A 22,899-nucleotide genomic window follows, 5' to 3' on the forward strand; every position below is an offset into this window, starting at 1 on the left:
CTACTATTTTGGGGTTTGTGGTACGTCAAATTAAGTCTTATACTTGTTCTTCTTCCTGTTCTTTACGCTCTGAAAGCACTAAAAACGCAGGATTAAGCGACAAAGTAAGTCCGTAGCAGCTAGTTCCAAATACTTCTAATAATTGAGGAGGTGCTACGTCAGCCCGTTTAGCTGCTTCTCCTCTAATTACGCTTAGTTGTCTAGTAACAGTTCGTTTGTGGCATTGAAAATGAGTAGCTAGACTGCTCACTTTCGTAACGAGTGCAAGTGTTTTGACTTGCTTTGCTTCGCCTGTATCGGCATCTCTTACAGTTTCTGTTATTACTTTGATGTTCTGATGCTTATTAGCATTATACTTGGACAAACAAAGCCTGTAAATACGAAGGAGCAAAGGGACTCTATTAAGTCGTATCATTAATGTAGATTCTTTGTCTTCATTGTACTCACGTAAATACTCTTCTACTTTGGTTAAGCTCTTGGCTACATCATAATAGATTCTTTTTTCCTTCTGCTCCTGTGGAGCTTGTACGGCTTCACTCATCTTGCTGCTCCTTTCTTTTGCTTCGCATCTGTTCGCCAAATGCTGTTACTTGAAAACTTAGAGTAGCAAGGTCTTTAGCGTAAAAACGTTTTGGTTGTGGACTATATGCTGTATCTAGAATATATCCGTAATTTTCCGTTCCATCGTCCAAAATTTCTATCATAAGCGTTCCCTTATGAGCTACAGAAGAAACCATTTTTAGAAACTCTTTTACAGATTGTAAAGATTTTGCTACTTTCTCAGCTTCTTCTAATGCTTGTTTTTGAGCATTAAAAGAAAGAGTAACTGAATTTTGTAGAGTTTCTACACAAGCTAGATGTTTGTCTTTTACAGACTGTATAGCTTCTGTTTCTTGCTTGATTTTGTTATAGTAGTCTTTAGCAGATTGGATAGATTCTACTCTCATTACAGGCTTTCCTGACTGAGTAGTTCGTATTTGTGTGGCTTGTATAACTACTTTTATATTTTGTACTTCGTAGTTTTTATAAATCGCATATTGATTTTTAAATCCTACGTTTCCAAGTTCTAATTCTCTGTCTTTAAACTCTAAACGAATAGAACTATTCGGTTCAGAGTTTTTGCAAAACATAGCATCAATAAAACCCTTTTTTGAGTCTACATACTTTAGTGTTCCAATGAGTTGTTGATTACTCATCTTGTCCTCCTTCCTCAAAAGTGAGTTTCAAACTCCAGAAAGATTTTACTTTCTGTTTCTCTTCCTGTGCTGTGATAGGCTTTACCCAGCTCGCATTTGCTTGTGTCTCAGGTTCTTTTGGTCTATTCAAAACTCCTTCTACAAAAGAGAAAAATATTTGGGCAATTAAGACTAACCAAAGAAGCGCACATACAAATGCAAATCCTGCTATTTTTTGACCTGTTTCGTTCAGGCGTTCGAATGTTGTTTGCATAATTATTTAAAAAATTCAGGTTCTAGTTTATGTCCGTTTTTTTTGTTCGGGTTGGGTATCATCAGCTAATGAGCCATTTGGGAAAAACGTCCAAGGCTCTCCATTTACATCTTTGTTTTGAAAATCTATCATTTCTACAATGTAATTGTAGTAGTTCTCCCAAACTTCAGATTTTCGTGCAGCTCTATACTTACCTGCTTCTATAAATTTGATTTTTTTTGATTTGTGTGTACGAGCATTTCCTCTAAATCCTTCTAAAGTTTTTGGTAGTTCGTTGTTGATTGAATACTTGTCTTCGCCTGTTTTTTTGATACATTTTGGCAAAGGCAATTCTTCAATTTTTCCCTGTGTCTTTTCTTCGTCCTCATCCGAAACATCGTTTTCGGCTTGTTTCTCGCCTGTTTCGCTGTTTCGGATTTCGGTTGTTTCGCTGTTTCGGTCTTCTTTGGAAGTCAGAGAGAAAATCATATAAGCTCCTCCTTCTGTAAAAAGAAACGCCAAAATAGCTGATGTGAAAAATATCGCATTTAGTGAATATTTAAGATATTCTGTTTCTGGGTTGCTATCTGATGGATAAAATGAATCTGTAAAATCGTACAGTTTCCAACAGATAAATAATAACCCAAATAAAGATATTCCAAAGAAAATTCTAGCGTATAGCATTACTTTTGAGTTGTAAAATTTGGCAGCCATTAAAGCTGACAAAGTGAATCCTACATCTGCAAAAAATATAAGTGCGACAATTCCTCCTGCAAGCCAAGGATAACCTTTCCAAAAGATTTTTATTATCAAACTTGCGACAACAAAAAATAAGATTAGCCTAATTATAAATCCTAGTAACACCGAGTTTGTGCCTACGTGGTTCGAAATTGAATCTATCCAGTTGTTTAAAAAACTTTCTTTTAGTTCTATTTTTTGAACTACTGGGATTTGAGTTTGAGGTTTTGGGTTGTTCATACTGCTTTGCTCCTCCCAAGCGTTACGACTTTTGTCGTATTTTTAGAGCGTTGTACTCTCTTTTTTGGACGAGGTTTTGCTGTGAGTTTGCAACCTAACCAAAAGCCAAAACTGATTTTTTTGTGGGTTTTTCTTTTGGCAATCCAAAGAATAAAACTTTCTACTTTAAAGTAGAAATAAGTTATTCCGAGAACCACAAAAGAAAACATTCCCAAAAACATAAATCCGAGTTTTATATATTGTAAATTTTCCATATCTTTGTTGAGTTACATTTGGATTTGCTCATAAGAGCAATGATGAATAATTAAAGTCTGTCTAGCTTCACACTATTGGCAGGCTTTTTTTTATGCTTATTTTTTACCTCTTATTTTTCCAGCAAAAACGATTAGCATCCAAAAGCCTAAAAAAACAATGAATATTTCAATAAAGCTTCTTCCAAAAGCTAAAGGATACTGAAGTATTCCAATAAATTCCATTATGATATTGATGTATTCCATCGTAGTTAGTTTTTGAGTTGTGAATTAAAATCCGAAAGTGATTTGCCCTTTATTCTTTTGTTTTGTGATGATTTCTGTTCTTGATGCTAACAAGACAAAAATTATCGTTTCTAGTTGTGATTCGCTTTCCAAAATCGTTTCTCTGCGTTCTAGCTCTTCTGATTGAAACCTTTCTAGTTTTGCAAGTAATAGGTTTTTCAAACTCTCAATTTCTTCTAGTTTTTCAGGTTGAAAAATATTTAACTTGATAGCATGTTCACACATTTCACAAAGCAATCTAGTTTCTATCTGATCTATTTCGATTTGAGGAATAAATGTTCCTTCTTCGATTTTGTCTTTGTTTTGCCAATCCTGTTTGTAATCTAAAAAGCGTAAATTCAAGTCATTACGCATTTTCATTTGATGATATCCTTTAATCATTTTTTTTAGATTTAGATTTAGATAAAAAAGGCAGGTAGAAACCTACCTTTTTTGAAACATACAACCCTAACTGCTTTTCTTTAAGTCGTCTACTTGACCGTTTAGTTTGTCTATTTTATTTTGACAAATTTTTTGACCAACATAGCCATAAGTATTTTTTACTTTTTTAATTCCTTCGATAGCGTACTCTAAGCACTCTATACGTTTTTTTCTGTCTTCTTCTTTGAAAAACGCCTTCACTTCGTTTGCCATTTTGTTGTTACATTTAGTTGTGATAAATAAAAATGTCTATCTTCTAAAACTTTCGTGTGCAACATAGATAGACGTGCCAAAATTATCTTATTGACGTTGCTAGTAGTAGTGTGAAGAATAATAGACTTTTTCTATCATTGCTCTCCTTACGTACTGAGCAGCAAGTAGGATTCGAACCTACGACCTACAGTTTGGAAAACTGTCGCTCTACCAACTGAGCTATTGCTGCTTATAGTCCAAGTAGTTACGTACTTGGACTGTAGAGTTTTACTGCTCTTTTTAAATTTCGTGGGATTACAAAAGGATAACTCTACCAACCTTTAAACCACTCGTAATTTTCTTTTTCGGAGTATAAAGTGAGCATTCAAAAAACACTCACTTTAATTATCTATCTTTAATAAATACTCTCTTACCAGTGTAAATTAAAGTGAAGTAAATCCGAAATTGTATTTCTACAACTCCCTACACTTGATTAAAAAAGGACAAGTGCAAAACCTTTTTTCTTTGTAGTAGCTATGAAGTGAACAGAGCCATAAGCCCTGCCCAGCTTTCACAACTTAACTACTGTTGAACTTCAAGAAGCTGCTTTTCAACTTCTACTATTCTATTTTCTAAATCTGCAATCCAAGCACTATGCAAAAGATATTTTTTGTTGCCGTTTCTTTCTTTTGTAACCAAATCTTCAAATTTGTTTTTCACAAAAGTTAAAAACTCAAGTTTCTTTTCTAGCTTTTTCATAGCATTTCAGTTTCAATCGTTCCATCATCATCAACTTCATAATTAAAAATCTCTAGACATTCATCACATACAGAAGCATCATTACTTGTATTGACTTCTGTATATTCGAAACAATACGGACACTCAACATCTGCATACAGTTGTAATTTAGAAGTAAGTCTTTCAGGAATTTTTATAAACTCTATGATTTCAGATTTTACAAATTCCCTTCTTTCTTCTCCTTGCCTCAATGTTCTATTGAAGTAATTAACGATTTCTTGAGCTTTGTTATTTACAAGTTCTTTTGCCTGTTCTTCATTCTCAAATTCAAAAGGTTCTGTATATGATTCAGACAATGTTTCTCTAGTTGCACTTTTTGTAAATAGATTGTATTTGATATTTTCTGTTCTCATAATGATTGCAGCTCCTCCTGCGCTCGTTGTATTCTTCGTTCGCATTCTGTTACGCATTCTTGTTCAAACTTGAACTTTTCATCGTCTCCTTTTCCTTTTGCTTTGCTACGTGCTGATTGATGGTTTTTCATCTGTCGTGCTAAGTCCTTGATTCTCTCTTTGAGAATAATTCGTTGTTCGCTGACTGCTTCCATTAGTTTGTTGGTTGTTAGTTGTGATAGATACATTTTTTCTCAATACAGCATAACTAAACCCTTCTATTTCACAGATAAGCTCAAGGAATCTTTGAAAAAGAATATTTTTATCGACTCCATCTGTTTTTAGTTGTCCTAAAGCATCATTATAAGTTGATAACTCAACTTGCATATTTCTTTGTACAATAGTTGGAATAGTAGATTCACTTTGCAAATTTTCATCACTAGAAAGTGTTACATTACCCTGTAAATTTTCCTTTTTTGCCTCCTTCATATCCTTTTTGGTTTGCAATGCGTATAATTTTGTATATTTGTGTATTGAGTTGTACGCCTTTATAGCGTTTCAATAATCAAATATACGCACAATTTTTAATAATGCAAACTTTTTGCACAAAAAAGTGAAATTAATTTTTATAACATTATGAATAAAGAAAAATTACAACCTATAAGGTTCAAAGAAGCTAGGGATTATACAGATATGACTCAAACCGATATAGAAAACATAATAGGGCTTAGTAGGACTTCTATTTCTCATCACGAATCTAAATTTGTACCTAAACCTAATGTGCATTATGTCTTATTTTTAGCAGAAAAAGGGATAAACCCTCAATGGCTTATATGTAACTCGGAAGAAATGCTAAGTTCAAAGGCTTCAAATAATATTTCTGTTAAAGAAGTTGAGGAATTGAAGAAAGAGAACATAAGTTTAAAAAATGAACTAAATGCACTAAGAAAGGAAATGAAAGAACAATCACAAGACTTTTTAGCTATGATTCATAGGCTCTCGGGAAAGCAATCGGGGCATAAACATGCAGCAAATCAGAACTACAAAAAAAATAGTTTTGATTTGGCTTATGCTCCAGCAACTATAAACTAATAGTTGCGCTGCAATACATTTGGTATCTTATAAGGTATCTCGTTTTAAAAATGTCGTTTTTTAATGGATTTGAGTGAATCATTCGACTTCTGAAGGAATCACTAAATGTTTTTTCAGTCTGTAAATATGTCTGTTGAAAGCGACAAAGAAGAGGCTGTCCGAAAAGGTCAGCCTCTTTTTATGCAGCTATTTTTTGTAATTCTTCTTTTTGGTTGATTTTTTTGATGATGCAAACAAATTTTGTCTTTTGGTGATTTTTTTGAGTATAAAAAAAGGTGCAAAAAGATGATTTTTTAGAATTGAAAGTATTTTTTAGCTTATCGGCAGTTTTTGCCACCATTTTTCTAAAATTATGCCCAAGAGCCATCAATAGAAACTCCATTTCTACTTTTACTAATCCCTTAAAAGTAAATCGATTAAACTTATTATTATATTTGAGATGCCCAAAAACAGCTTCTACTTCTATAGGGCGTTTACTGCGCTGCTCTAATCCTTTCTCACTAGTTAGTAAATTTCTAGCTTTCTCTTTTAGTTGGTTTAAACGATGATTCACTTGTATTATTCTATTGCCTTCAGCTTTATGACATAAATTGCGAAGAGGACAATCTTGACACCTTTTTGCTTGATAATAAGATACTTGCGATTCGTATCCATTACTTGAAGTACGTTTTCCATCTCTTATTTTCTTCATTCTTTGCCCCATCGGACAGACATAAAAATCTAATTCTTTGTTGTAAAATAAATTCTGAACTAAAAAAGGATTATTTTTCATTTTCCTTTTTTGCTCTTTATGGAAATAATTGTACTTAACGTAGGCAGTAATTTCTTTTTTTTCAAGTAATTCATAATTTTCTTCACTTCCATAACCTGCATCAGCTACTACTTCTTTACTTTGTTTATTGTACTGATTTTCAAATCCTTCTAAATGAGAGGATAAAGTGGTGGTATCTCCTGCCGTTTGATGAATAGAAACGTGGGTAATAAATTGATTTTCTGTGGACACTTGAGCATTATAAGTAGGTTTGAGTTGTCCATTTTTCATGTGATCTTCTTTCATCCGCATAAAAGTAGCATCCGTATCTGTTTTACTATACGAGTTTCTACAACCTAAAATTTTCAGAGACTCTTCATATTTACTTAATCTAGGAAGATATTCATCTTGCATTTTTTTTAGTTCTCTTGCCTGTTGTTTACTCGGTTCTTTTAGTTTTTTATTGATTTGAGCGAGTTTTTCTTTTAATAATTCTGAATCTAATGGAGTAGATACTTCTTCTTTATTTTCTTCTTGATTATCTGATTGAATACTACTTTCAATATCAGATAAAATTTTATTTACTTTAGTTTCTAACTTTTCTTTATTTTTTTCAATACTACCACGCCAAACAAAAGTATAACGATTAGAACAAGCCTCTATTTTTGTTCCATCAATATATTGAACATCAAGACTTACATAACCCATTTCAACCAACATTTTAACAACTTCTCCAAATAAACGATGAATGTGTGCCTTCAAAATTTTACCTCTAAAGTCATTAATTGTTCTAAAATCTGGTGTAGAATTGCCTGATAAATACATAAAATGAATATTCTCCCCAAGAGCTTTAGCTATTTTACGACAAGAATAAATATTGGATAAATAAGAATAGAATAGCACTTTAACGAGCATTCTTGGATGATAAGCTGAACAACCTCCACCTTTGTATTGAGAAATCAAATCGCTAATATCCAATGAATCAACCACCTTTTCAACTAAACGAACAGGATGGTGAGCTGGAATTTTGTCAAATATATTGACAGGAAAAAGTTCGGGCTGCTTACCACTTTGGTTTTTGAAAACTACTTTTGCCATAGGCTATATAACGTTAGTATAAAAGTATATATACCTCGAAAATAAAAAAAATTAACCATAAAAAAAAGGCTATCCGTACTTTTCGGACAGCCTCTTTTTTATTTTTTATATATCTATGTATGATATATACTATTTAGGTTACTGTACTTTTGCGCCTCATTTATTTACCATTAAAACAAAAATAGTATGTTTAAAAAAATCGCTTTATGAATGTTGTTTTTCTCTCCGAAAAGACCAAAAGGCTAAGAACGGATTAGCAGTAATTTACTGGTATGTTTCCTATCAAGGACAGCGTTCTAAAAAAGCATCTTCTGGAATACGTGTCAATGAAAAGTTTTGGAAGCGCAAATATGCAACTGGACAAAATGCTAAACCTGTTAATGATGTGTTGGATAGCTTGAGAGCTGACCTAACAGATATTTTCAATAGATACAGAAGTACAATATCAAATATTCAAGAAATAGCAGACTTTTATTTAGAAAAACAAAGTCCTCAAATTTCAATGGTAGATTTATATGATTTTTTTGTAGAAAAGAAAAAATCAAGCGTTTCAGAAGGAACAATATCTATTTATAATGACTTCAAAGAAAACTGGCTTATTCCTTATCTTGAATCTATCAAAACTCCTTTTATGGAAGCTAGAAATTTTAACTATAAACAGTTAGAACAGCTAAAAACATTTATGTTGGAGAGTAAAAAAATAAAATCCACCGAATATTTAGAAAAATCTTTAGCTAGAATAAAGGCAGCCGTAAAACTTGGTTATAGTATGGACATGATAGAAAAGGATGCCGTTGCTAAATATAAACTAAATATTAAGCACGAGAAAAGGGACTATGTATATCTGACAAGTGAAGAATTAGAACGGCTTGCAAAACTTACCTTTTCAGAAAGAGAACAGCATTTAGAATTAGCTAGAGATTTATTTTTAGTTCAATGTTATACTTCTTTGAGTTATGGAGAACTTAAAGATTTTGATGTAAAAGAAAATCACACTGTCGAAAATAACTGGGAATGGATTTTACAAAAACGAGGTAAGACAGGAGAAACTCATTATATACCTTTATTGCCACAAGCTATACAGTTACTTGATAAGCTAGGGTATGAAACTAATCCAACTGTAAACAATAAATATAATCAAAATATACGTATTTGTATGTATAGGGCAAATATTGATAAATACATACGCTCGCATTTTGGAAAGCATACAGCTGGAGCTTTTTTCTTAAATAGTGGTGTTCGTTTAGATGTAGTTTCAAAAGTTTTAGGTCATAGTAGTATCAAAACAACAGAGAAGGTTTATGCTAAAATGATTCATACTTGGGGGGTACAAGACGAATTTAATAGAGTATTCAGAAATAAATAGTTAAGTAATAAGTAAACTTTTAATTTGTGTATGCCCTTAACATACACAATAAAAAAAGCTACATTTTTTCAAACATAGCTTTTTGTATAATTACCTTTTTTTAGTTCTAATCGTTCTAACCTATATCACCAACAGGTTGCGCTCCTCCAAATCCAGCAGGAGGGTCATGAGGTACATATTTAGCTGAAGCAAATACGACTTGGTACTTTCCATCTTCTACATTTTCTAGCTCAATGCGATAACCAAGATTCAATCCAACACCACGCTCAATTGCACAGATTTTTTGCTCTGTCATGGAGACCATGGCGTTCGGACTTTGAGCTGTATAATTTTGTTTATACACAGAGATAATAGAAAGAGTATCACATACTCCATTTTCATCTGTGAAAGGGCATGGTAAGTAAATTACATTATTTACACATTCGCCTATTACTGTTTTGTTTTGCTCGTTGCAACACTCTTCTACTACAGTAGTAATAGTTGTGGTTGTTGTGGTTGTTGTTGTCATTTTTTTGATTGAAATAAATAAGTGAATAAAATACTAAAGCACAAAGATTTGAATTTGAATTAAAATTAACCTGCTCCCTGTGGAGGTTGATTCCCTCCAGAATCATCTATGATTAGGAAAGGTGCTGCTGTAAATACAATTTGACATGTTCCAGTTTGAGGTTGGTCATTTTCTAGTGTAATAGTATAAATTGGATTAAGACCTACCGAACGAGTAAAAGAAGCAAACTTACTCAAATGTGAAAGTGAAAGAATTTGGTTTCCTGCTAAATTCATGAGATAAATATCAAGATGAGCAATGTTAGCAGAAATATTTGTTTGTGAATCAGTAAACGGACAATCTACTTCAATTACTCCATCAACTATATCTGCAAATACTGTTTTAGTTTTTGAATCTACATAGGCTTTATCAACAATACTTCTTGCTGTATAATTTGCAGAGTAATCACTGTGATAACCAAAAGGAACGCCATTGGCACAATGAAAAAGACGTTGTTGTAAATTAATAGCTACGGCATCTGATGTTTCATCATTCGTTGAGATTCCATTTACTCTTGAAATATAATTACCACTCATGTCAATATCTCCAGTCATTACTCCTCCAATTATGGGTAGAAAATCGCCACTAGCTCCACCACCAGTAGGAGGGTCTATCCAAGCTGTATCTTTATCCGTATTTGATGCCTTTGCTAATAACTGTCCTGTTGCTCCACCATTTGGAATTACTCCACTACCTAAAATTGTTATGTTTTCTTGTATAGTAGTGATAGAAGTATTTGCAGCGTCTACTTGTGCATCAATCACATCATTTACTTGTCTTACTACTGCTGGTGTGATAAGTTCTTTGTCATTATCAAGTATGACTTGGTCGGATATTACTTTTATCGCTCCCATTGTTTCTATTATTTTTAAGTAAGTGTTTTTTGACTATTCTTTATTGTTTAATTAAACCGTATAAGGAATAAATGTAGCTGCTGGATTGAAGACAACATGATATTTTCCATCATCAAGTCCTTCAATTTTATAGCTATCATTTTGAAGTGCTACATTTTTAGTGATTTTTGTAGGTTTTTTTTCTTCATAGCCTATTTCTGTGTCCACTCCATTGACATAGATTTGTTTGTAGATAGCTATTTTTGAAAGCGTATTTGAAGGATAAGGGTTAGCAACATTCAAAATAGAACTTGTAGAAATTCCAACAACTGAAACAGGTCGTAAAATTTCAGTTGTTTTATTTGTAATTTCAGTATCAATAAGCGTATGAATAGCTTTTAATTTAGCTGCTGTAACGCTCTTTTTGACATTATCTAGTAGAGAATCGTTTGATAGGGTTGTGATTTGTCCCATAATATTTTTTAAGTAAGTGGTTTTTAATAGTTGTTTTTTTAAGCGAATTCATCAGAGAATTCGTCTGAAAATTCTCTAGTTTCTTCTGTTTTGGAAAGTCCTAAATTTTCAGTTAGATATTGGATAGCTAATTCAACGGTAGGATATTCGTTGCCCTCTTCATCGCTTACTTTTTCTACATTTCTGTAAAAATTATGTTGTACGGAAGTAATTAAAATACCTGTTGTAGCTGGTGTCATTCTTATATCGGCTGCTGGAAGAACATCTACAATTCTTCCTTTATCTTCTACGATGACTAAGCCATTTTTTTGATAGATTTTCATAGTTTAAAATATATTAGTTGAATTAGTATTCGGTTGTTCTTTCTCAAAAATTTCATACTCCCCACTTCCAAACCTTCCCATAATATCAGCTTTACCTTTTTTCACATCAACGATTACATCAACATCATGCGCCCATTCTTGCGAACCTCTAAAAACGCCACTTTTTGTAACTTGACTGACTAAAACAAAAAAACTATTTGGATATTGGTTTCTCAAATCTCTCCATGCATGAATATCCAAACCTAACGCATTGATTGAATCAATGACAATAAATTGAAAGTTTTGTAATGGAACATTTAAATTTTTAGAAAAACGCATTGAATGAGTGTAACCGATGCGCTTTACTCTATCTTGTAATGACTTTGAAGGTTTGCCGTCTGACATCATTTCTTCATTTGCTACATAGAGTAAAGAACCTTTTTTAGACAGCTCGTTGGCTAGTTGAAGAGCAAAGGTAGATTTGCCATGTTTTGGTTTTCCATAGACTAAAATTGATGCGTTTTTAGGCATATCATCAAGACCAATTTTTGAAAAATCAAAACTCAAATCCATTGTTTCATAATCCACTTCTAAGAGTTCGACACCACTTAAAGACTGTTGTAAAACTGTTCCTATCATTCCACCAATTGCTCCAGAAGCTGCTCCTGCAATGACAGCTTTTCTACTTACTTTTTCAAAACCGTTTAGACTAGCTTTTTTTTTACAAATGCCTTCTAAACCTCGTAATGTAGTTTTTGTAGCTTGGATAGTAGAATTGTTTTGTTCTGCTTTTTTGAGAACTTTTATTGCTTCAGCAATTTCTTTCGAAAACGGATTCTCTGTGTCCTCAATTTTCTCTAATCGTTTTAGAAGATTAGCATGTGTTTTACTAAATTTTTTGTTTTGAGAGTTGTAGAAAGAACGAAGTAGAACATTTGGCAAGGCTTCTTTTGCATTCATATACGGCTCTAAAACTTCGCTTCCTACTTTGTCTAAAGAAAATCTAAACCTGTTGTAATCAGAATTTAAGGCATCAACTAAACTTTTAGCTATATAATTGATAGGTTCGGAATGCACACTTTTTGCTCGTATCTGTTGAGAGCTTGCAGCTTTATTAATACGATTGAGTAAATTTTGTACGTTTTTACGTTCTTTTTCTTTTCCTAACATCAATAAAAATGATTTTACAAATGTAATTGCGAGCTGACTTTCGGATTCATTTTTTGGAGAAGGAAACTGTTTTTTTGGTGTAGCTTCTTGTTTTGGTTTACGAGTAGTTGCTTTTTTTTCTTTTTTTTCCTTCTGAACAGGTGTTTTTTTTACTGGAGTCTTTTTTGGTGGATTCTCTTTTTTCGTTTTTGTAGAAGAACCTACTTTTTTAAGCATTTCATTAAAAAAATCATAATGCTCATTGATGTCCTGTTGAAGTTCCTCATCTTCTAACAATTCATTTTCTGCTAGTTCGGTAATCATAGCATGTCCATCATTGAACACCTCTATAATTTCTTTATCAAAATTAGCTGTACTAAAATTGACACTTTTATATTTGTCTAAGTAGTTTTGATAAGTCATTAGGCTGCAAATTTGAGTAAGGCTAAGGCACGTTTGCGACGTAATTGAAGTGCTTTTGCTTTAAGTTTTAGTTTAATTTTTAGTTTGTCTTTGCTACCATCGTGTAGCAATTTTACAGGAGTAGATTTTGGTTTGTCAGTAGGAAGTGGGTTTCCATTTATATCATTTACATCAGCCATTTTGTAATCTAACAAGTAATTTAGACTAGCAAAGTATTTCGCTGCATCTTGTGGGGAACGTCCCTCAATATTGAGTTTCTTTTTCTCTTCTACTATTTCATTCAAAATTTCATTTTTAAATTCAGCCGTATTGAGTTTTTTAAGTTCCTCATTTTGATTATCTAAAGACTTTTGGATAGTTTCAATGGCTTTTTCTAAGCTCTCATATCTCAAAATTATATCCTTAGATTGTGAGATAATCGTTAAAGATGCCCTAAACAAACCTAATTGGTCATTGCCGTCTTCTCTAAAATAATTGTATGACCAATCTTCCATTTGCTGAATTTTGATACCCAACTTTACAAGAGCTTTATCATCTTCTTTATCAAAAACATTGATTAAATCTAAAATACCTTTGTATTTTGTTATTTTTTTGTTGAGTTCGTTTTCTTCTTTTTTGGTATCTTTATGTAATTCAAGAAATCCCAACAATTTTATTTTTAACGAATCAATCTTGTCAATTACTCTGATTTTAGAAGAGTTAGCTACTTTTTGTGCAGCTTCAATTTTAGAAAGGGTACTTAGTTCATTTTCTAATTTTACTTTAGATTTTGATATATCCTTTTCTATTTCTTCTAATCGCAATACAGTCAATTTTTTTAAGTCTGTGAATAATGCGTATTTGATTGCACTTGGGTTTAGGCTCTCTTGGTCAAGAACATTGCTATCGTCATCAGCTTTAGACCAAATGTCATTGATACGAGCCGATTTTTCCTCTAATTTTTGGAAAATAAACACGTCCATTGAGTTCTGAATGAGTGGAATAACAACACGAACATAACCAAATTCATTACCTTGTCGCCATATACGACCTTCTAATTGACGTAAATCGGTAGGATTAAAATCTGGATAGAGATTGAATATAGTTGTTCCTCTTCTTTGTAAATCAATCCCTTCTCTAATCGTAGCAGAACCGATAATCACTTTTACAGTACCATTTAAAAAGGCTTCTTTTATAGCTTCCTTTCTATCTGCTGTTCCGTCTGAAGTAATTATTTCTACTTCATCAAATTTTCGGTTATTTAAGGTAACACCAGTTTTGAATCCTAATTTTTTCTCTAAATATTCTTTGATAAAAGGGAAAAAATCTTTGCCTATGTTGGAATAAATAATTTGACCAGACATAGGCGTATTTGTCTTTTTATGATACTCTTGGATTGATTTAATACACTCCATGGTGTATTTTATCTTTGGACTATTATCAACAAAATCTTGATAATCTTCTGGCTTGTCTTTACTTATCATAAACGGACTGAAAGCGTTTTTACGGCTCAAACTCATTCCAATTAAGGTATTTGCACCACGTTCTTTCAGTCCACTTCCACTCTCGGCAATTCTTATGGCTTGCTCTTGATAAATCTTTTGAAGTTCAGTCATTTCCAAATAGGTTGTTATTTGGTCTTTTGGTGCTAACTGAACTACATTTCCATTTGTATCTTTGTAGGAAAGTCTAGGTAAATTTATTTTAACAGGACGACGAACACCTGCATCTTCTCCAGTCTTAAAGTTGATATAATTGAATACTAATGATTGTAGAGAACGCTTATTTTGAAAGGATTTTACAACAGGTCGTTGCTTCAAACTATTTGTAGAAGAAACTACATACTCGCTAGTTTCTTGAATAAAGGTTTCCATAAATTCAGTAATAGAACCTATACCAGCCTTTTGCATCTTATTAAGAGCAATCAAAGAAAGCATACTATACACTTCAAGAGGACTGTTATTAAATGGTGTAGCAGTAAGTAAAATTACATTTCCACCAAATTTATTCTGTATGTAATTACATATCATAAAAAGGGATTGCGCTCTACCAGAAACTTGTCCACTTACACTATATCGTTTTGTTCCTTCCTGTGCTGGAACATACGCAAAAACATTTCTGAAATTGTGTGCTTCATCTACAAAAATAGAATCAAAACCCATCACATCTATATCAGCAATAGTACCTTTTGCACTACGTCCAATTAGATAACGTAATCTCTCAAACTGTTTTTCTTTTTCTCGTTCGGTTTCAGTATCGTTATCATCAACATGAAGTAGAATTTTAGCGAGTGAGCTAAATAATTCTTCTTCTAAACTTTCAGAAAAACCAATTTTTGCTAGTCCTTCATACGTAACGATTGATACACTACCTTCTTCTACTTGTTTGTTTATGGTTTTTGGATTGATATATCCTTTTCCCATATTTCCAAGTGAATTGATTTTTATGTCTAAATGAGAAAGAATGCCCTCAATGAAGTTTCCTTTTTTGTCAGTATATCCAACAATTTCATTTATCCATTTTTGATACGTAGGCTTAGGAACTACGATTAAAGGGCGTAAATACGTTCCATTCTGAATATTTTGTGCTGCAATAAGAATCGCAGCCATTGTTTTACCAACACCTACATCATACCCTAAACAACCAGAACCTGTTGCATCAATAAATGCAATCGCTTCACGTTGAGCATCCATGAAAGTTAAAGGCATTCCTTTAAATAATGCACAGGTAGCTAATCCAATAGGAACTCTTTTATAATTGAGTTTTGCAAAACCGTTGTATTGTCTGTTCCAAGACATATCTAAACGTTTTTGGTCATTGATAGATATTCCTTTATTGAGGAAAATATCAAATAATCTATCGCCTTCCTCTCGTGTGTATTTTTCTAAAAACTCTTTTTCTGCTTTTGGTTTACGTCCACCTTCTAAATAAATATCTATAATATTTCTTACTGAAATACCATCAACTTCTATCAGATTCGCATTTCGGCTCAACCAACTTTTAAAAAATTCATTTAGGTTTTTTTCTACTGGATTTCCGTCAGCATCTTCTTCTACTTTATATTTGAGTGCAAACTCTGAAAAAGGTAGAATTTTTAAACGTTTGGTTGAATCTGGATTGAGTACAGATAAAGAACGAGGTTTTGCATCTTCTAAAACACGAACATGGTTATCATAAATAACTTGTCCGTAGGTAGAAACAATGTATTCTTTCTGTGTTTCAAGTGCGAGTATTTTATCATAGATATTGCCAAAAGTGTAAAGTGGCAAAGGGAGTAAATCAGCTTCTCCAAAAAACAGGACACCTTCTTTGATTAATTTATCTATTTCTTTTGGGTCTGCTGTTGCTTGTGTACGTTCTGTTTTTACGTGTGATTTGTTTACCCACTTTAAGCTCCCTTCTTTGTCAGTAAAAATGACATAATTATCTTTACCATACTTATTTTTAAAACGAGTAGGCTTTCCTAAAAGTGAACCAGAAGGAACTGTTACTTCATCAATAAAACGATTGTCTTTAATGCGTGTAGGTTGAATAGTAACTAAGACCTCTTCTACTTTTCCACTCGTTTTGATAAAGTATTTTTCCCAACCACGCATCGGACTACCTTGACTTTGTTTGTACCAAACCCATGCTTTGATTTCTGATAGTGTAATTCCTTGATTATACCTTTTAAAATTATCCTCAAAGGTATTTATCAGTTTTTTACTATCCGTTTCTTTTGCTATAAGTTGAGCCAATTTGCTCCTATTACTTTCAATACCTTTTTTATCTACTTCTCCTAAACAACCTAAAATACCGTCCAAACCACTCAATCCTTTTAATTCCATTTTGAGTAATGCTAATGCACGTTTACGACGTAACTGTAAGGCTTTTGCTTTTATTTTCATTTTTAGTTTTAACTTGTTTGGGTTAGTTAGCTCTGGATAATCATTGAGAACATTTTGAGGTATGTTTTTACCTTCTGAAATAGCCTTCTCTATGATAGAGCGATGTAATTTGTATAAATAGGCTTTTTTATCAGTATTATATTCTTTACCAGAAGTAGAATCTGGTGTAAATGCTATAATAATATATCCTTTAAAATCATGTATATGTATATGCCCTTTTTCTGTTACCTCAACTCGTAAATATTTTACAAAATCAGACTTACTAATTTCATATAAATCCATTCCATCATAAATAGATTTATCTTTAACTACTTTGTTTTTATTTATTTCTCCTTGATACAAGTTCCAAACTTTATGTTTTGGAGTGAAAATTTTTGTTTTTGAATTACTCTGTACTTCTATAATAAAGTCTAAAAATTCAGTTACATCAGACGGTTTAGCGTGTTTTAGCTTGGTATAAAGACCATTTTTGAGTAGTGTTTTATCCCAACCTGTATGTTTTTTTTCTTCTACTGTTTTATTCTCAAAATCAAATTTATGATTGTGTGACAATATTCGTATTGCTTCTTTAAACAATGGCTTTTCATATACAGAATAATCTGTTTGAGTTGATTGAGTAGGCATTTTCTTTAATTTATCAATTTCACGTTTAAGCATTTCTACACTTTCTTGCAAAGTAGCCTTTGACTGAACAGAGAAGTAAAATGAAGTAGAAAGGAATTTTTTACCTACTGTTTTATTGGGATTTTTTATAAAGAAGTTTCCATAACTGCATAGCTCTTCTGGTGTAGGCTCTACCGATTTATCATATTTTGATTCTAGTTCTTCTAACTCTTTTTTGTACTGTGAACGAACAAAATCAGATATAAAACCGTACTGCAATGCTTTATAGTCCTGTGCTGTTTCTTTATCCTTATGTTGTCCATATCGTTGCATTTTTGCAGAAATATGATTGATAAGACCAATACGTTCACTATAATAATTAGACGACATCATTTAAGTAGTTTTCAACATGAGCAATAGCTTCAGAAGGACTAAGACTATTTTTGAGCATGATGCCCAAAATGTCAGATTCTACTTTTAGATAGCCTTTTTGTGTGCTTTTTAACTCACAGATTTTAGGTGTTTTTGTTTCATTGCATTTGTCTAATGCGTTTTTTATTGCTATTCGGACTTCACGTTCCATAAAATTTATTTCTTTTTGAGTACGATAATATGAGTAGGAACTTTAGTGTCTTTGAAAAGGCTTCCCATTTCATAACCATCTATAATGTTGGCTACTTTTAGGATAGCTTCTTTTTCTTTTTTGTAGGCATTAAAACCACTATTGAGGTAGTTTTGAGGAACGATATACACTAACAAACCCTCTTTTTTGAGTAGTTTTAATCCGTACCAAATAAAGAAAAATTCATAACTGGACATCTTTGGCTCTCCTTTTCGTGGAAAATACGATGCCCAACGACCTGTAAATTTTCCATACGGAGGGTTTCCGATTATGAGCGAGAAAGGATACCCTGCAAGCCATGTTGTATTTCCTGCATAATCACTACGATAGCGTGGAGGTTGTAAAAAAAGTTGTTCGAAGAACATATTATGAAAAGTAGAGGTAGGGAAACGTTTTGTTACTGTTTCAAAATATTCTATTTCGGTTTCCAAACCTACTACTTTACTTTTATCTGGAGCATGAACAATCATATTTCCTGTTCCGACCGATGGCTCTAAGACAGAACCACCATCATACCCATGAACTTTTGCCAATTCCCACATTTGTTCACAGATTTGTTCTGGAGTAAAAAATGCGTTTAGCTTTTGTTTGCCTGTTCGTTTTCCTTCGTTGTATTCCATTATCTCAATTCTCTAGCTGCACGTTTCAAGGCATCTTGCCATGACAATTTTGGACGGCTCTGTTTAGTGTTTTTAAATTCTATTTCCTTCACATTTTTCATGGTGTAGCCACTTTCTTTTTGCAGTTTTCTAGCTCTTTCTTGAATGGCTTTTATTTTTGTCATTCCTGCATTGCCTAAACCTTTTCCTTTTTTTCCTTTTCTTGAAGTAGCTTTTTTGCCTTTCTTTTTTGTTCCGTCCAATCCATCAACACCATTTACAGATTTTGATTTTTTACCACTCACGGCTGCCATGATTTCGTCTTTTTTCCAAACGCCAACACCAAGAACAGTTCCTACAATTGCTACGGCTGCAACTGGTTTTACCCACTTGTTATCCTTTGGTGCGATTTGTCCACCACTAAGACCACTTAATCCACTATTCTGCATGACAACTTTCTGTATTTCCTCGGAAATACCAATTTTATTGCGAAGTATGTACATAAATATTTTTGAGAAAGTAGGAATTAGAGAAGGTGCAGATTCTCTTACTTTATTTAAAGAAACAATAGCTTGCGAATAAAAACTTCTATACATCTTATTTTTCCAAATAGAAACATTTTTATTCATAATCTGTCTATCAGTTCTTTTTGAAAAACTTTTGTAGAAGTCTGTATCTGGCTCGCCATATTTCGCAAACACGAATCCATTATCTTCAGCTCTACTATATGAATCTCGCCATACCGAAGTATCAGTATTTCTACCAATTATACTTCTAAAATTATCTGGCAATAATTTTTGAGAAATACCTGTTTGAATAACCGAATCTAAAAGATTGTTATTTGGATTATATCTTCTTCCTAATTCTTCAATAGGAATAATTTGTCTTTCTGAATATGACATGATTTTGATAGTTTTTTTTAATAAAAAATAAGTTGAATTTCTCTAAACACTTCCCCCAAAATTTCATTTATAGGAAGTTATTTTTTAGTACTTTGGGGAGGGATTTTTAAGCTACTAATTTTTGCTTTTCGTAGATACTCAAACCGACAGCTCCTAATGCAAAAAGACTAGTAGCGTATGCCGTTCTTCTTAGTATTGTACGTTGTTGCATTCGGTTGTCAATCAGTCCATAAGTAAATTGATTACCATACATATTTGCATGATTCCTTGCAAGTGAGATAAGTTCATTAAAGTCATTGGCATTTGCTAGAACTTGGCAACCTGCTGAATATTCATCTACAAACTTTGTTGTGCCGTTGCTACTCGCTCTATGAATGTTGATGCCGTAATAACCTTTCATCAACTTACCATTCATAAAATCCAAACGATTATCCTTATTATAATCCCTTCGGATTAGAACCTCGCCACGCTGAACAAGAGCTTCATATTTACCACGATGCGAACCGAGTTGATAGGCATTCACATATTGCCCTGCTTGAAGCATTGCCGTTCCCCCTTCTGTCATTGGATTTTTTAGCCAAAATGTTCCTGTATCAGTTGTACAGTCATATCTGTTTATTTCCCAAAATCCATTTCTATTTTTAAAAAAACACACAAACGTATCATCAAAACGATTTGCTTTTGTGTTCGTAGAACGAAAACCTACTAAGTTTAACTCGTATGGTCGTTCGTTTACTTTCCACTTGGATTTTTTCAAAAATGTAGGAAGAAGCATACAATTATTTTTTAGGCGATAAAGCTATTTTAATCAGTCTTATTCCTAGTCCTACTGGAATAGCATAAGACAAAATTTCTAAAACGGTGTCCGTTTTTTTGTGTTTCTTTTCCATTTTTAATTGTGGTCTATAAGGTCTCTTGGATTTGCAATTACTTGTCCTCCGTTAATAGTTTGAATATATACTTTGCCGTTTGGGTGTTTTTCTTTTGCAATCACTTTACCCAAAATAACATCTTTGCCTACGACTACATTTCCTTTTGGGTCTTGGATTGTACAGGTTTTTCTTGTACGTACCATTCCATAACCTACTCCAGATAGTCCAGAATCATTGAGAATATCACGGATAGCCTGTGAGTTGAGTGTGTCCCATGATACTTTTCCACCTTTATCAGTTGTTTCAAAATCTTTTTTCAATCCTTTCGAACTATATTGACGATAAGCTGCATCAATAGATTTAATTTCACTAGAGGTTTTATCTTTTAATTTAGATAAGATACCATCATAGTTTGTTGTGAAAGACCTCATTTCTTTAGCAATGTAAGAAGCAATATCAGCGTGTGATTCATTTACAGAACTTGATGAGCTGCTCCCTTTTTTGATAGAATTGAGTTGAACTTCTGTTACTGGAGAACTTAATCCTGCTTTTGCTAATGCTGTACTTGTCATTGTTCCCCAAATACCGTCTGCACTTGATACTGTTGCACCACTTTTTGTCTTTTGTGTAGCTGGTAAATGACCTGCTGCAATAAGAGCCTGTTGTAAACGAATAATATCAGCTTTTGAACTTCTTGAAGTAATGCCACTCGCAGAACTATAAGATGATCCACTATTGTAACTCGTATTTGTTTTTGGTGGGATTGTCTTTACTGGCTCTATTTTTCCTTTTCCTATCAGTTTTTTAATTTTTTCGTTTTCTGTGGTCGCTACGTAAAATCCTGCTCCTCCTGCTACTACGGTAGCTGCTATTAAAATATGTGCCGTTTTCATTAGTTTGGTATTTGTTCAATTAGTCTTGAAATAATTTTATAATCTTCGCTGCCTACTTTTAGCAAATCTTTTGTCAGAGGAATACCTTTTGACATCTTCAAATATGATTGATTCACTTGCGAAAAAAAACGCTTTGATGGCATTAGTTTTAGTAATCTTTGGCATTCTTCCTCATCTACATTGAAATCGTACCATGATGTTTCTAAGGCATTGAAAAACTGAATAGCATAAAATTCGGGTTCACCTGCGTTCGTTGCTTGATTAAAATTATTATTTGCTTGCGCCTTACGAACTGTGTTTTTTACTAAAATAACTGTTGTCAAAGGGACTGCAATAACAAAGGCAACGGTGGCTAATTTGGGTAATATTTCGGCTGCTTTTACTGCAAGTAGTGGATTCATAGCTTTTTTTCGTTATTCAGTTTTTTACTATCCTAATTTCGTTTTTTTAATCCAATCAGGATTTATATTATCAATATTCTTACGACAAGCAACTTCTTCTTTGATACCTTCAAAATAGTCTTTGTCATTTACCATTTTTTCGTGTTCTTTTTCGATAAGCCTGTTCGTTTCTGTTCTACAATGAGATACCGTTTGATTTATAATTGTATCAATGGTAGTCTGCATCCCTGTTATAAGTGCAGTCAAAAGAATGTCTGATTTATGCTCTTCAATAAAAGAAGGATTAAGACTTTCTATTTCATGGTTTTTTAGGTCTTCCATGAAAGATTTTATGTTTTCTAATGGGTTCATAGGCTATTTCTTCGTTTTTACAGTTTTCATAGCAAGCGTTTTTATCATTTTGAATTGTTTAGATTCAGAATTGATATGATTTGCTATTGTGAGAAGTCCGTCCAAATTATCTACATTTTTGTTGAGCATTTGGCTAAACGCATTCATTAATTGTAGTGCTTGCTCGTTGTTCTCTGCTTGAAAACTAGCATCAAATTGGTTAAAATTATAGGTTTGCATAGATTAAAATTCGTTTTCAGTTTGGTTTGGAATAAGATTTTCTAAAAGTTCTTTGTCGTGTGCAGCTCGTTTGAGAAAATCAAAAATGGTTACTAATTCAAGCTCATCAAAATTCTTTTCTAGTTGCTTAAAAAAATGTAATTGTTTTTGTTGCTTTTCTGTGAGTGATGGCTCACTCGCTGCTGAAAATTTTACCTCACTCGTTGGTGGAGGATTGTAAGTTGTTTCTTCTTGGTCTTGGTCTTGGTTCAAACTTCCTAGCATTCCTAATGCTGGGTACGTTTGAGATAGTTTAGAATTTGCTAAAATTTGCACGGCTGCTGGAGCAAAGGTTTCTAATATTCCACTCAAAGATGAATTTGAGTTTTTGGCTTCTTCTATTTTCTTTTTTGCTTTTTTTCTGATTACCTCAATTTGGTTGGTCAGATAGGCTACTTCCTCTGTCAAGTCTTCAATTTTTCTATCTTTTTCCCAATCCGACCTTTCTTTTTCTATATCAACTTTGGGTTTTGTATCGTAGGCGTTTCTAGCTGATTCGGCTGGTGTTCCATTTAAACCATTACTTTTACGAAGTAAAACAGTACGGTCATAATGACGACTTTTTCCTTTATAAATTCTAAAACTCACAAATTGAGTAGAAGGACTAATATAATTTACAAAATCATAAAAATAATCTATGTTATCAGTACGACTAACAATAGGTTGTTCGTCAATTTCAATATCATATTCTTTCCCTCCTTGCTCTACAAATTTGAGTAAAATATCTATTGCACTATCTGAATACGGTTTTTCTATATAGGAATTTGCCATGTTTTTTTTCGTTTCGTTTTGTTTTGATGGGAGTGGTAGGGA

The 22,899-nt window shown here is 32.9% G+C and carries 29 protein-coding genes and 1 tRNA gene; 2 read left to right on the forward strand and 28 right to left on the reverse strand.

Annotated elements, in window-relative coordinates:
• Nucleotides 1-37: 37 nt before the first annotated feature.
• The 12 genes from V9L05_RS01430 to V9L05_RS01485 form a co-directional block, all read right to left on the reverse strand.
• On the reverse strand, nucleotides 38-541 hold the full coding sequence (locus V9L05_RS01430; protein ID WP_338814086.1) for a hypothetical protein: 504 nt from the start codon (nucleotides 539-541) through the stop codon (nucleotides 38-40).
• Nucleotides 534-1,196, reverse strand: a complete 663-nt coding sequence (locus V9L05_RS01435) for a hypothetical protein (RefSeq protein WP_338814087.1) — start codon at nucleotides 1,194-1,196, stop codon at nucleotides 534-536. Before V9L05_RS01435 ends, V9L05_RS01430 begins: the two co-directional genes overlap by 8 nt.
• The gene (locus tag V9L05_RS01440; RefSeq protein ID WP_338814088.1) at nucleotides 1,189-1,449 is read right to left on the reverse strand and encodes a hypothetical protein; all 261 of its coding nucleotides are present in this window, start codon (nucleotides 1,447-1,449) and stop codon (nucleotides 1,189-1,191) included. Before V9L05_RS01440 ends, V9L05_RS01435 begins: the two co-directional genes overlap by 8 nt.
• 27 nt (nucleotides 1,450-1,476) lie before the next feature.
• Nucleotides 1,477-2,406, reverse strand: coding sequence for a hypothetical protein (locus V9L05_RS01445; RefSeq protein ID WP_338814089.1), 930 nt, complete (start codon nucleotides 2,404-2,406; stop codon nucleotides 1,477-1,479).
• Nucleotides 2,403-2,660: a hypothetical protein gene (locus V9L05_RS01450; RefSeq protein ID WP_338814090.1), complete on the reverse strand. Its 258-nt coding sequence runs from the start codon at nucleotides 2,658-2,660 to the stop codon at nucleotides 2,403-2,405. Before V9L05_RS01450 ends, V9L05_RS01445 begins: the two co-directional genes overlap by 4 nt.
• Before the next feature lie 267 nt (nucleotides 2,661-2,927).
• Entirely contained in the window at nucleotides 2,928-3,323 is a 396-nt protein-coding gene (locus tag V9L05_RS01455; RefSeq protein ID WP_338814091.1) for a hypothetical protein, read from the reverse strand.
• 66 nt (nucleotides 3,324-3,389) lie between these two features.
• Entirely contained in the window at nucleotides 3,390-3,575 is a 186-nt protein-coding gene (locus tag V9L05_RS01460) for a hypothetical protein (protein WP_338814092.1), read from the reverse strand.
• A gap of 156 nt (nucleotides 3,576-3,731) precedes the next feature.
• Nucleotides 3,732-3,804 (reverse strand) — tRNA-Gly (locus V9L05_RS01465).
• Nucleotides 3,805-4,136: 332 nt separating this feature from the next.
• Entirely contained in the window at nucleotides 4,137-4,313 is a 177-nt protein-coding gene (locus V9L05_RS01470) for a hypothetical protein (protein ID WP_338814093.1), read from the reverse strand.
• The gene (locus V9L05_RS01475; RefSeq protein ID WP_338814094.1) at nucleotides 4,310-4,750 is read right to left on the reverse strand and encodes a hypothetical protein; all 441 of its coding nucleotides are present in this window, start codon (nucleotides 4,748-4,750) and stop codon (nucleotides 4,310-4,312) included. Before V9L05_RS01475 ends, V9L05_RS01470 begins: the two co-directional genes overlap by 4 nt.
• Nucleotides 4,702-4,836, reverse strand: a complete 135-nt coding sequence (locus V9L05_RS01480) for a hypothetical protein (protein WP_338814095.1) — start codon at nucleotides 4,834-4,836, stop codon at nucleotides 4,702-4,704. Before V9L05_RS01480 ends, V9L05_RS01475 begins: the two co-directional genes overlap by 49 nt.
• Nucleotides 4,811-5,191: a hypothetical protein gene (locus V9L05_RS01485; protein ID WP_338814096.1), complete on the reverse strand. Its 381-nt coding sequence runs from the start codon at nucleotides 5,189-5,191 to the stop codon at nucleotides 4,811-4,813. Before V9L05_RS01485 ends, V9L05_RS01480 begins: the two co-directional genes overlap by 26 nt.
• Before the next feature lie 129 nt (nucleotides 5,192-5,320).
• Here V9L05_RS01485 and V9L05_RS01490 point away from each other — a divergent pair, with 129 nt between their 5' ends.
• The gene (locus V9L05_RS01490) at nucleotides 5,321-5,776 is read left to right on the forward strand and encodes a helix-turn-helix transcriptional regulator (RefSeq protein ID WP_338814097.1); all 456 of its coding nucleotides are present in this window, start codon (nucleotides 5,321-5,323) and stop codon (nucleotides 5,774-5,776) included.
• A gap of 178 nt (nucleotides 5,777-5,954) precedes the next feature.
• Here the strand turns inward: V9L05_RS01490 and V9L05_RS01495 are convergent, their stop codons facing one another.
• Nucleotides 5,955-7,625 (reverse strand): IS1182 family transposase, encoded by a 1,671-nt coding sequence (locus V9L05_RS01495; protein ID WP_338812234.1) that lies wholly within the window; start codon nucleotides 7,623-7,625, stop codon nucleotides 5,955-5,957.
• Nucleotides 7,626-7,740: 115 nt separating this feature from the next.
• Between V9L05_RS01495 and V9L05_RS01500 the strand changes: the two genes are divergently transcribed.
• The gene (locus tag V9L05_RS01500) at nucleotides 7,741-8,991 is read left to right on the forward strand and encodes a tyrosine-type recombinase/integrase (RefSeq protein WP_338814099.1); all 1,251 of its coding nucleotides are present in this window, start codon (nucleotides 7,741-7,743) and stop codon (nucleotides 8,989-8,991) included.
• Nucleotides 8,992-9,106: 115 nt separating this feature from the next.
• Here the strand turns inward: V9L05_RS01500 and V9L05_RS01505 are convergent, their stop codons facing one another.
• The 15 genes from V9L05_RS01505 to V9L05_RS01575 form a co-directional block, all read right to left on the reverse strand.
• The gene (locus V9L05_RS01505; protein ID WP_338791234.1) at nucleotides 9,107-9,499 is read right to left on the reverse strand and encodes a hypothetical protein; all 393 of its coding nucleotides are present in this window, start codon (nucleotides 9,497-9,499) and stop codon (nucleotides 9,107-9,109) included.
• A 65-nt stretch (nucleotides 9,500-9,564) separates the two neighbouring features.
• Entirely contained in the window at nucleotides 9,565-10,392 is an 828-nt protein-coding gene (locus V9L05_RS01510) for a hypothetical protein (protein ID WP_338814100.1), read from the reverse strand.
• A gap of 51 nt (nucleotides 10,393-10,443) precedes the next feature.
• Nucleotides 10,444-10,845: a hypothetical protein gene (locus V9L05_RS01515; RefSeq protein ID WP_338814101.1), complete on the reverse strand. Its 402-nt coding sequence runs from the start codon at nucleotides 10,843-10,845 to the stop codon at nucleotides 10,444-10,446.
• A 38-nt stretch (nucleotides 10,846-10,883) separates the two neighbouring features.
• Entirely contained in the window at nucleotides 10,884-11,168 is a 285-nt protein-coding gene (locus V9L05_RS01520; RefSeq protein ID WP_338814102.1) for a hypothetical protein, read from the reverse strand.
• 3 nt (nucleotides 11,169-11,171) lie between these two features.
• Nucleotides 11,172-12,719, reverse strand: coding sequence for an AAA family ATPase (locus V9L05_RS01525; RefSeq protein WP_338814103.1), 1,548 nt, complete (start codon nucleotides 12,717-12,719; stop codon nucleotides 11,172-11,174).
• A complete protein-coding gene (locus V9L05_RS01530; RefSeq protein ID WP_338814104.1) occupies nucleotides 12,719-17,578 on the reverse strand; it encodes an SNF2-related protein in 4,860 nt (1,619 codons plus the stop codon). Before V9L05_RS01530 ends, V9L05_RS01525 begins: the two co-directional genes overlap by 1 nt.
• Entirely contained in the window at nucleotides 17,568-17,771 is a 204-nt protein-coding gene (locus V9L05_RS01535; RefSeq protein WP_338814105.1) for a hypothetical protein, read from the reverse strand. Before V9L05_RS01535 ends, V9L05_RS01530 begins: the two co-directional genes overlap by 11 nt.
• Nucleotides 17,772-17,776: 5 nt before the next feature.
• Nucleotides 17,777-18,430, reverse strand: coding sequence for an N-6 DNA methylase (locus V9L05_RS01540; RefSeq protein WP_338814106.1), 654 nt, complete (start codon nucleotides 18,428-18,430; stop codon nucleotides 17,777-17,779).
• Nucleotides 18,430-19,311 (reverse strand): hypothetical protein, encoded by an 882-nt coding sequence (locus tag V9L05_RS01545; protein WP_338814107.1) that lies wholly within the window; start codon nucleotides 19,309-19,311, stop codon nucleotides 18,430-18,432. Before V9L05_RS01545 ends, V9L05_RS01540 begins: the two co-directional genes overlap by 1 nt.
• Before the next feature lie 106 nt (nucleotides 19,312-19,417).
• The gene (locus V9L05_RS01550; protein ID WP_338814108.1) at nucleotides 19,418-20,086 is read right to left on the reverse strand and encodes a hypothetical protein; all 669 of its coding nucleotides are present in this window, start codon (nucleotides 20,084-20,086) and stop codon (nucleotides 19,418-19,420) included.
• A gap of 117 nt (nucleotides 20,087-20,203) precedes the next feature.
• Nucleotides 20,204-21,076, reverse strand: a complete 873-nt coding sequence (locus tag V9L05_RS01555; RefSeq protein ID WP_338814109.1) for a hypothetical protein — start codon at nucleotides 21,074-21,076, stop codon at nucleotides 20,204-20,206.
• Complete coding sequence (locus V9L05_RS01560; RefSeq protein WP_338814110.1) at nucleotides 21,076-21,477, reverse strand: hypothetical protein; 402 nt, start codon at nucleotides 21,475-21,477, stop codon at nucleotides 21,076-21,078. Before V9L05_RS01560 ends, V9L05_RS01555 begins: the two co-directional genes overlap by 1 nt.
• Before the next feature lie 27 nt (nucleotides 21,478-21,504).
• A complete protein-coding gene (locus V9L05_RS01565; RefSeq protein WP_338814111.1) occupies nucleotides 21,505-21,828 on the reverse strand; it encodes a hypothetical protein in 324 nt (107 codons plus the stop codon).
• A 3-nt stretch (nucleotides 21,829-21,831) separates the two neighbouring features.
• Nucleotides 21,832-22,047 carry a hypothetical protein gene (locus V9L05_RS01570; RefSeq protein ID WP_338814112.1) on the reverse strand — a complete coding sequence of 72 codons (216 nt, stop codon included), beginning with the start codon at nucleotides 22,045-22,047 and terminating at the stop codon, nucleotides 21,832-21,834.
• A gap of 3 nt (nucleotides 22,048-22,050) precedes the next feature.
• A complete protein-coding gene (locus tag V9L05_RS01575) occupies nucleotides 22,051-22,857 on the reverse strand; it encodes a hypothetical protein (protein ID WP_338814113.1) in 807 nt (268 codons plus the stop codon).
• Nucleotides 22,858-22,899 lie beyond the last annotated feature (42 nt).

Source organism: Bernardetia sp. Wsw4-3y2, assembly GCF_037126295.1.
GTDB lineage: Bacteria > Bacteroidota > Bacteroidia > Cytophagales > Bernardetiaceae > Bernardetia.

Bases quoted from the DNA above. Each gene is read 5' to 3' on its own strand.
- V9L05_RS01430 (WP_338814086.1), bottom strand. From the start codon at position 541: ATGAGTGAAGCCGTACAAGCTCCACAGGAGCAGAAGGAAAAAAGAATC.
- V9L05_RS01435 (WP_338814087.1), bottom strand. From the start codon at position 1,196: ATGAGTAATCAACAACTCATTGGAACACTAAAGTATGTAGACTCAAAA.
- V9L05_RS01440 (WP_338814088.1), bottom strand. From the start codon at position 1,449: ATGCAAACAACATTCGAACGCCTGAACGAAACAGGTCAAAAAATAGCA.
- V9L05_RS01445 (WP_338814089.1), bottom strand. From the start codon at position 2,406: ATGAACAACCCAAAACCTCAAACTCAAATCCCAGTAGTTCAAAAAATA.
- V9L05_RS01450 (WP_338814090.1), bottom strand. From the start codon at position 2,660: ATGGAAAATTTACAATATATAAAACTCGGATTTATGTTTTTGGGAATG.
- V9L05_RS01455 (WP_338814091.1), bottom strand. From the start codon at position 3,323: ATGATTAAAGGATATCATCAAATGAAAATGCGTAATGACTTGAATTTA.
- V9L05_RS01460 (WP_338814092.1), bottom strand. From the start codon at position 3,575: ATGGCAAACGAAGTGAAGGCGTTTTTCAAAGAAGAAGACAGAAAAAAA.
- V9L05_RS01470 (WP_338814093.1), bottom strand. From the start codon at position 4,313: ATGAAAAAGCTAGAAAAGAAACTTGAGTTTTTAACTTTTGTGAAAAAC.
- V9L05_RS01475 (WP_338814094.1), bottom strand. From the start codon at position 4,750: ATGCGAACGAAGAATACAACGAGCGCAGGAGGAGCTGCAATCATTATG.
- V9L05_RS01480 (WP_338814095.1), bottom strand. From the start codon at position 4,836: ATGAAAAACCATCAATCAGCACGTAGCAAAGCAAAAGGAAAAGGAGAC.
- V9L05_RS01490 (WP_338814097.1), top strand. From the start codon at position 5,321: ATGAATAAAGAAAAATTACAACCTATAAGGTTCAAAGAAGCTAGGGAT.
- V9L05_RS01495 (WP_338812234.1), bottom strand. From the start codon at position 7,625: ATGGCAAAAGTAGTTTTCAAAAACCAAAGTGGTAAGCAGCCCGAACTT.
- V9L05_RS01500 (WP_338814099.1), top strand. From the start codon at position 7,741: ATGTATGATATATACTATTTAGGTTACTGTACTTTTGCGCCTCATTTA.
- V9L05_RS01505 (WP_338791234.1), bottom strand. From the start codon at position 9,499: ATGACAACAACAACCACAACAACCACAACTATTACTACTGTAGTAGAA.
- V9L05_RS01510 (WP_338814100.1), bottom strand. From the start codon at position 10,392: ATGGGAGCGATAAAAGTAATATCCGACCAAGTCATACTTGATAATGAC.
- V9L05_RS01515 (WP_338814101.1), bottom strand. From the start codon at position 10,845: ATGGGACAAATCACAACCCTATCAAACGATTCTCTACTAGATAATGTC.
- V9L05_RS01520 (WP_338814102.1), bottom strand. From the start codon at position 11,168: ATGAAAATCTATCAAAAAAATGGCTTAGTCATCGTAGAAGATAAAGGA.
- V9L05_RS01525 (WP_338814103.1), bottom strand. From the start codon at position 12,719: ATGACTTATCAAAACTACTTAGACAAATATAAAAGTGTCAATTTTAGT.
- V9L05_RS01530 (WP_338814104.1), bottom strand. From the start codon at position 17,578: ATGTCGTCTAATTATTATAGTGAACGTATTGGTCTTATCAATCATATT.
- V9L05_RS01535 (WP_338814105.1), bottom strand. From the start codon at position 17,771: ATGGAACGTGAAGTCCGAATAGCAATAAAAAACGCATTAGACAAATGC.
- V9L05_RS01540 (WP_338814106.1), bottom strand. From the start codon at position 18,430: ATGGAATACAACGAAGGAAAACGAACAGGCAAACAAAAGCTAAACGCA.
- V9L05_RS01545 (WP_338814107.1), bottom strand. From the start codon at position 19,311: ATGTCATATTCAGAAAGACAAATTATTCCTATTGAAGAATTAGGAAGA.
- V9L05_RS01550 (WP_338814108.1), bottom strand. From the start codon at position 20,086: ATGCTTCTTCCTACATTTTTGAAAAAATCCAAGTGGAAAGTAAACGAA.
- V9L05_RS01555 (WP_338814109.1), bottom strand. From the start codon at position 21,076: ATGAAAACGGCACATATTTTAATAGCAGCTACCGTAGTAGCAGGAGGA.
- V9L05_RS01560 (WP_338814110.1), bottom strand. From the start codon at position 21,477: ATGAATCCACTACTTGCAGTAAAAGCAGCCGAAATATTACCCAAATTA.
- V9L05_RS01565 (WP_338814111.1), bottom strand. From the start codon at position 21,828: ATGAACCCATTAGAAAACATAAAATCTTTCATGGAAGACCTAAAAAAC.
- V9L05_RS01570 (WP_338814112.1), bottom strand. From the start codon at position 22,047: ATGCAAACCTATAATTTTAACCAATTTGATGCTAGTTTTCAAGCAGAG.
- V9L05_RS01575 (WP_338814113.1), bottom strand. From the start codon at position 22,857: ATGGCAAATTCCTATATAGAAAAACCGTATTCAGATAGTGCAATAGAT.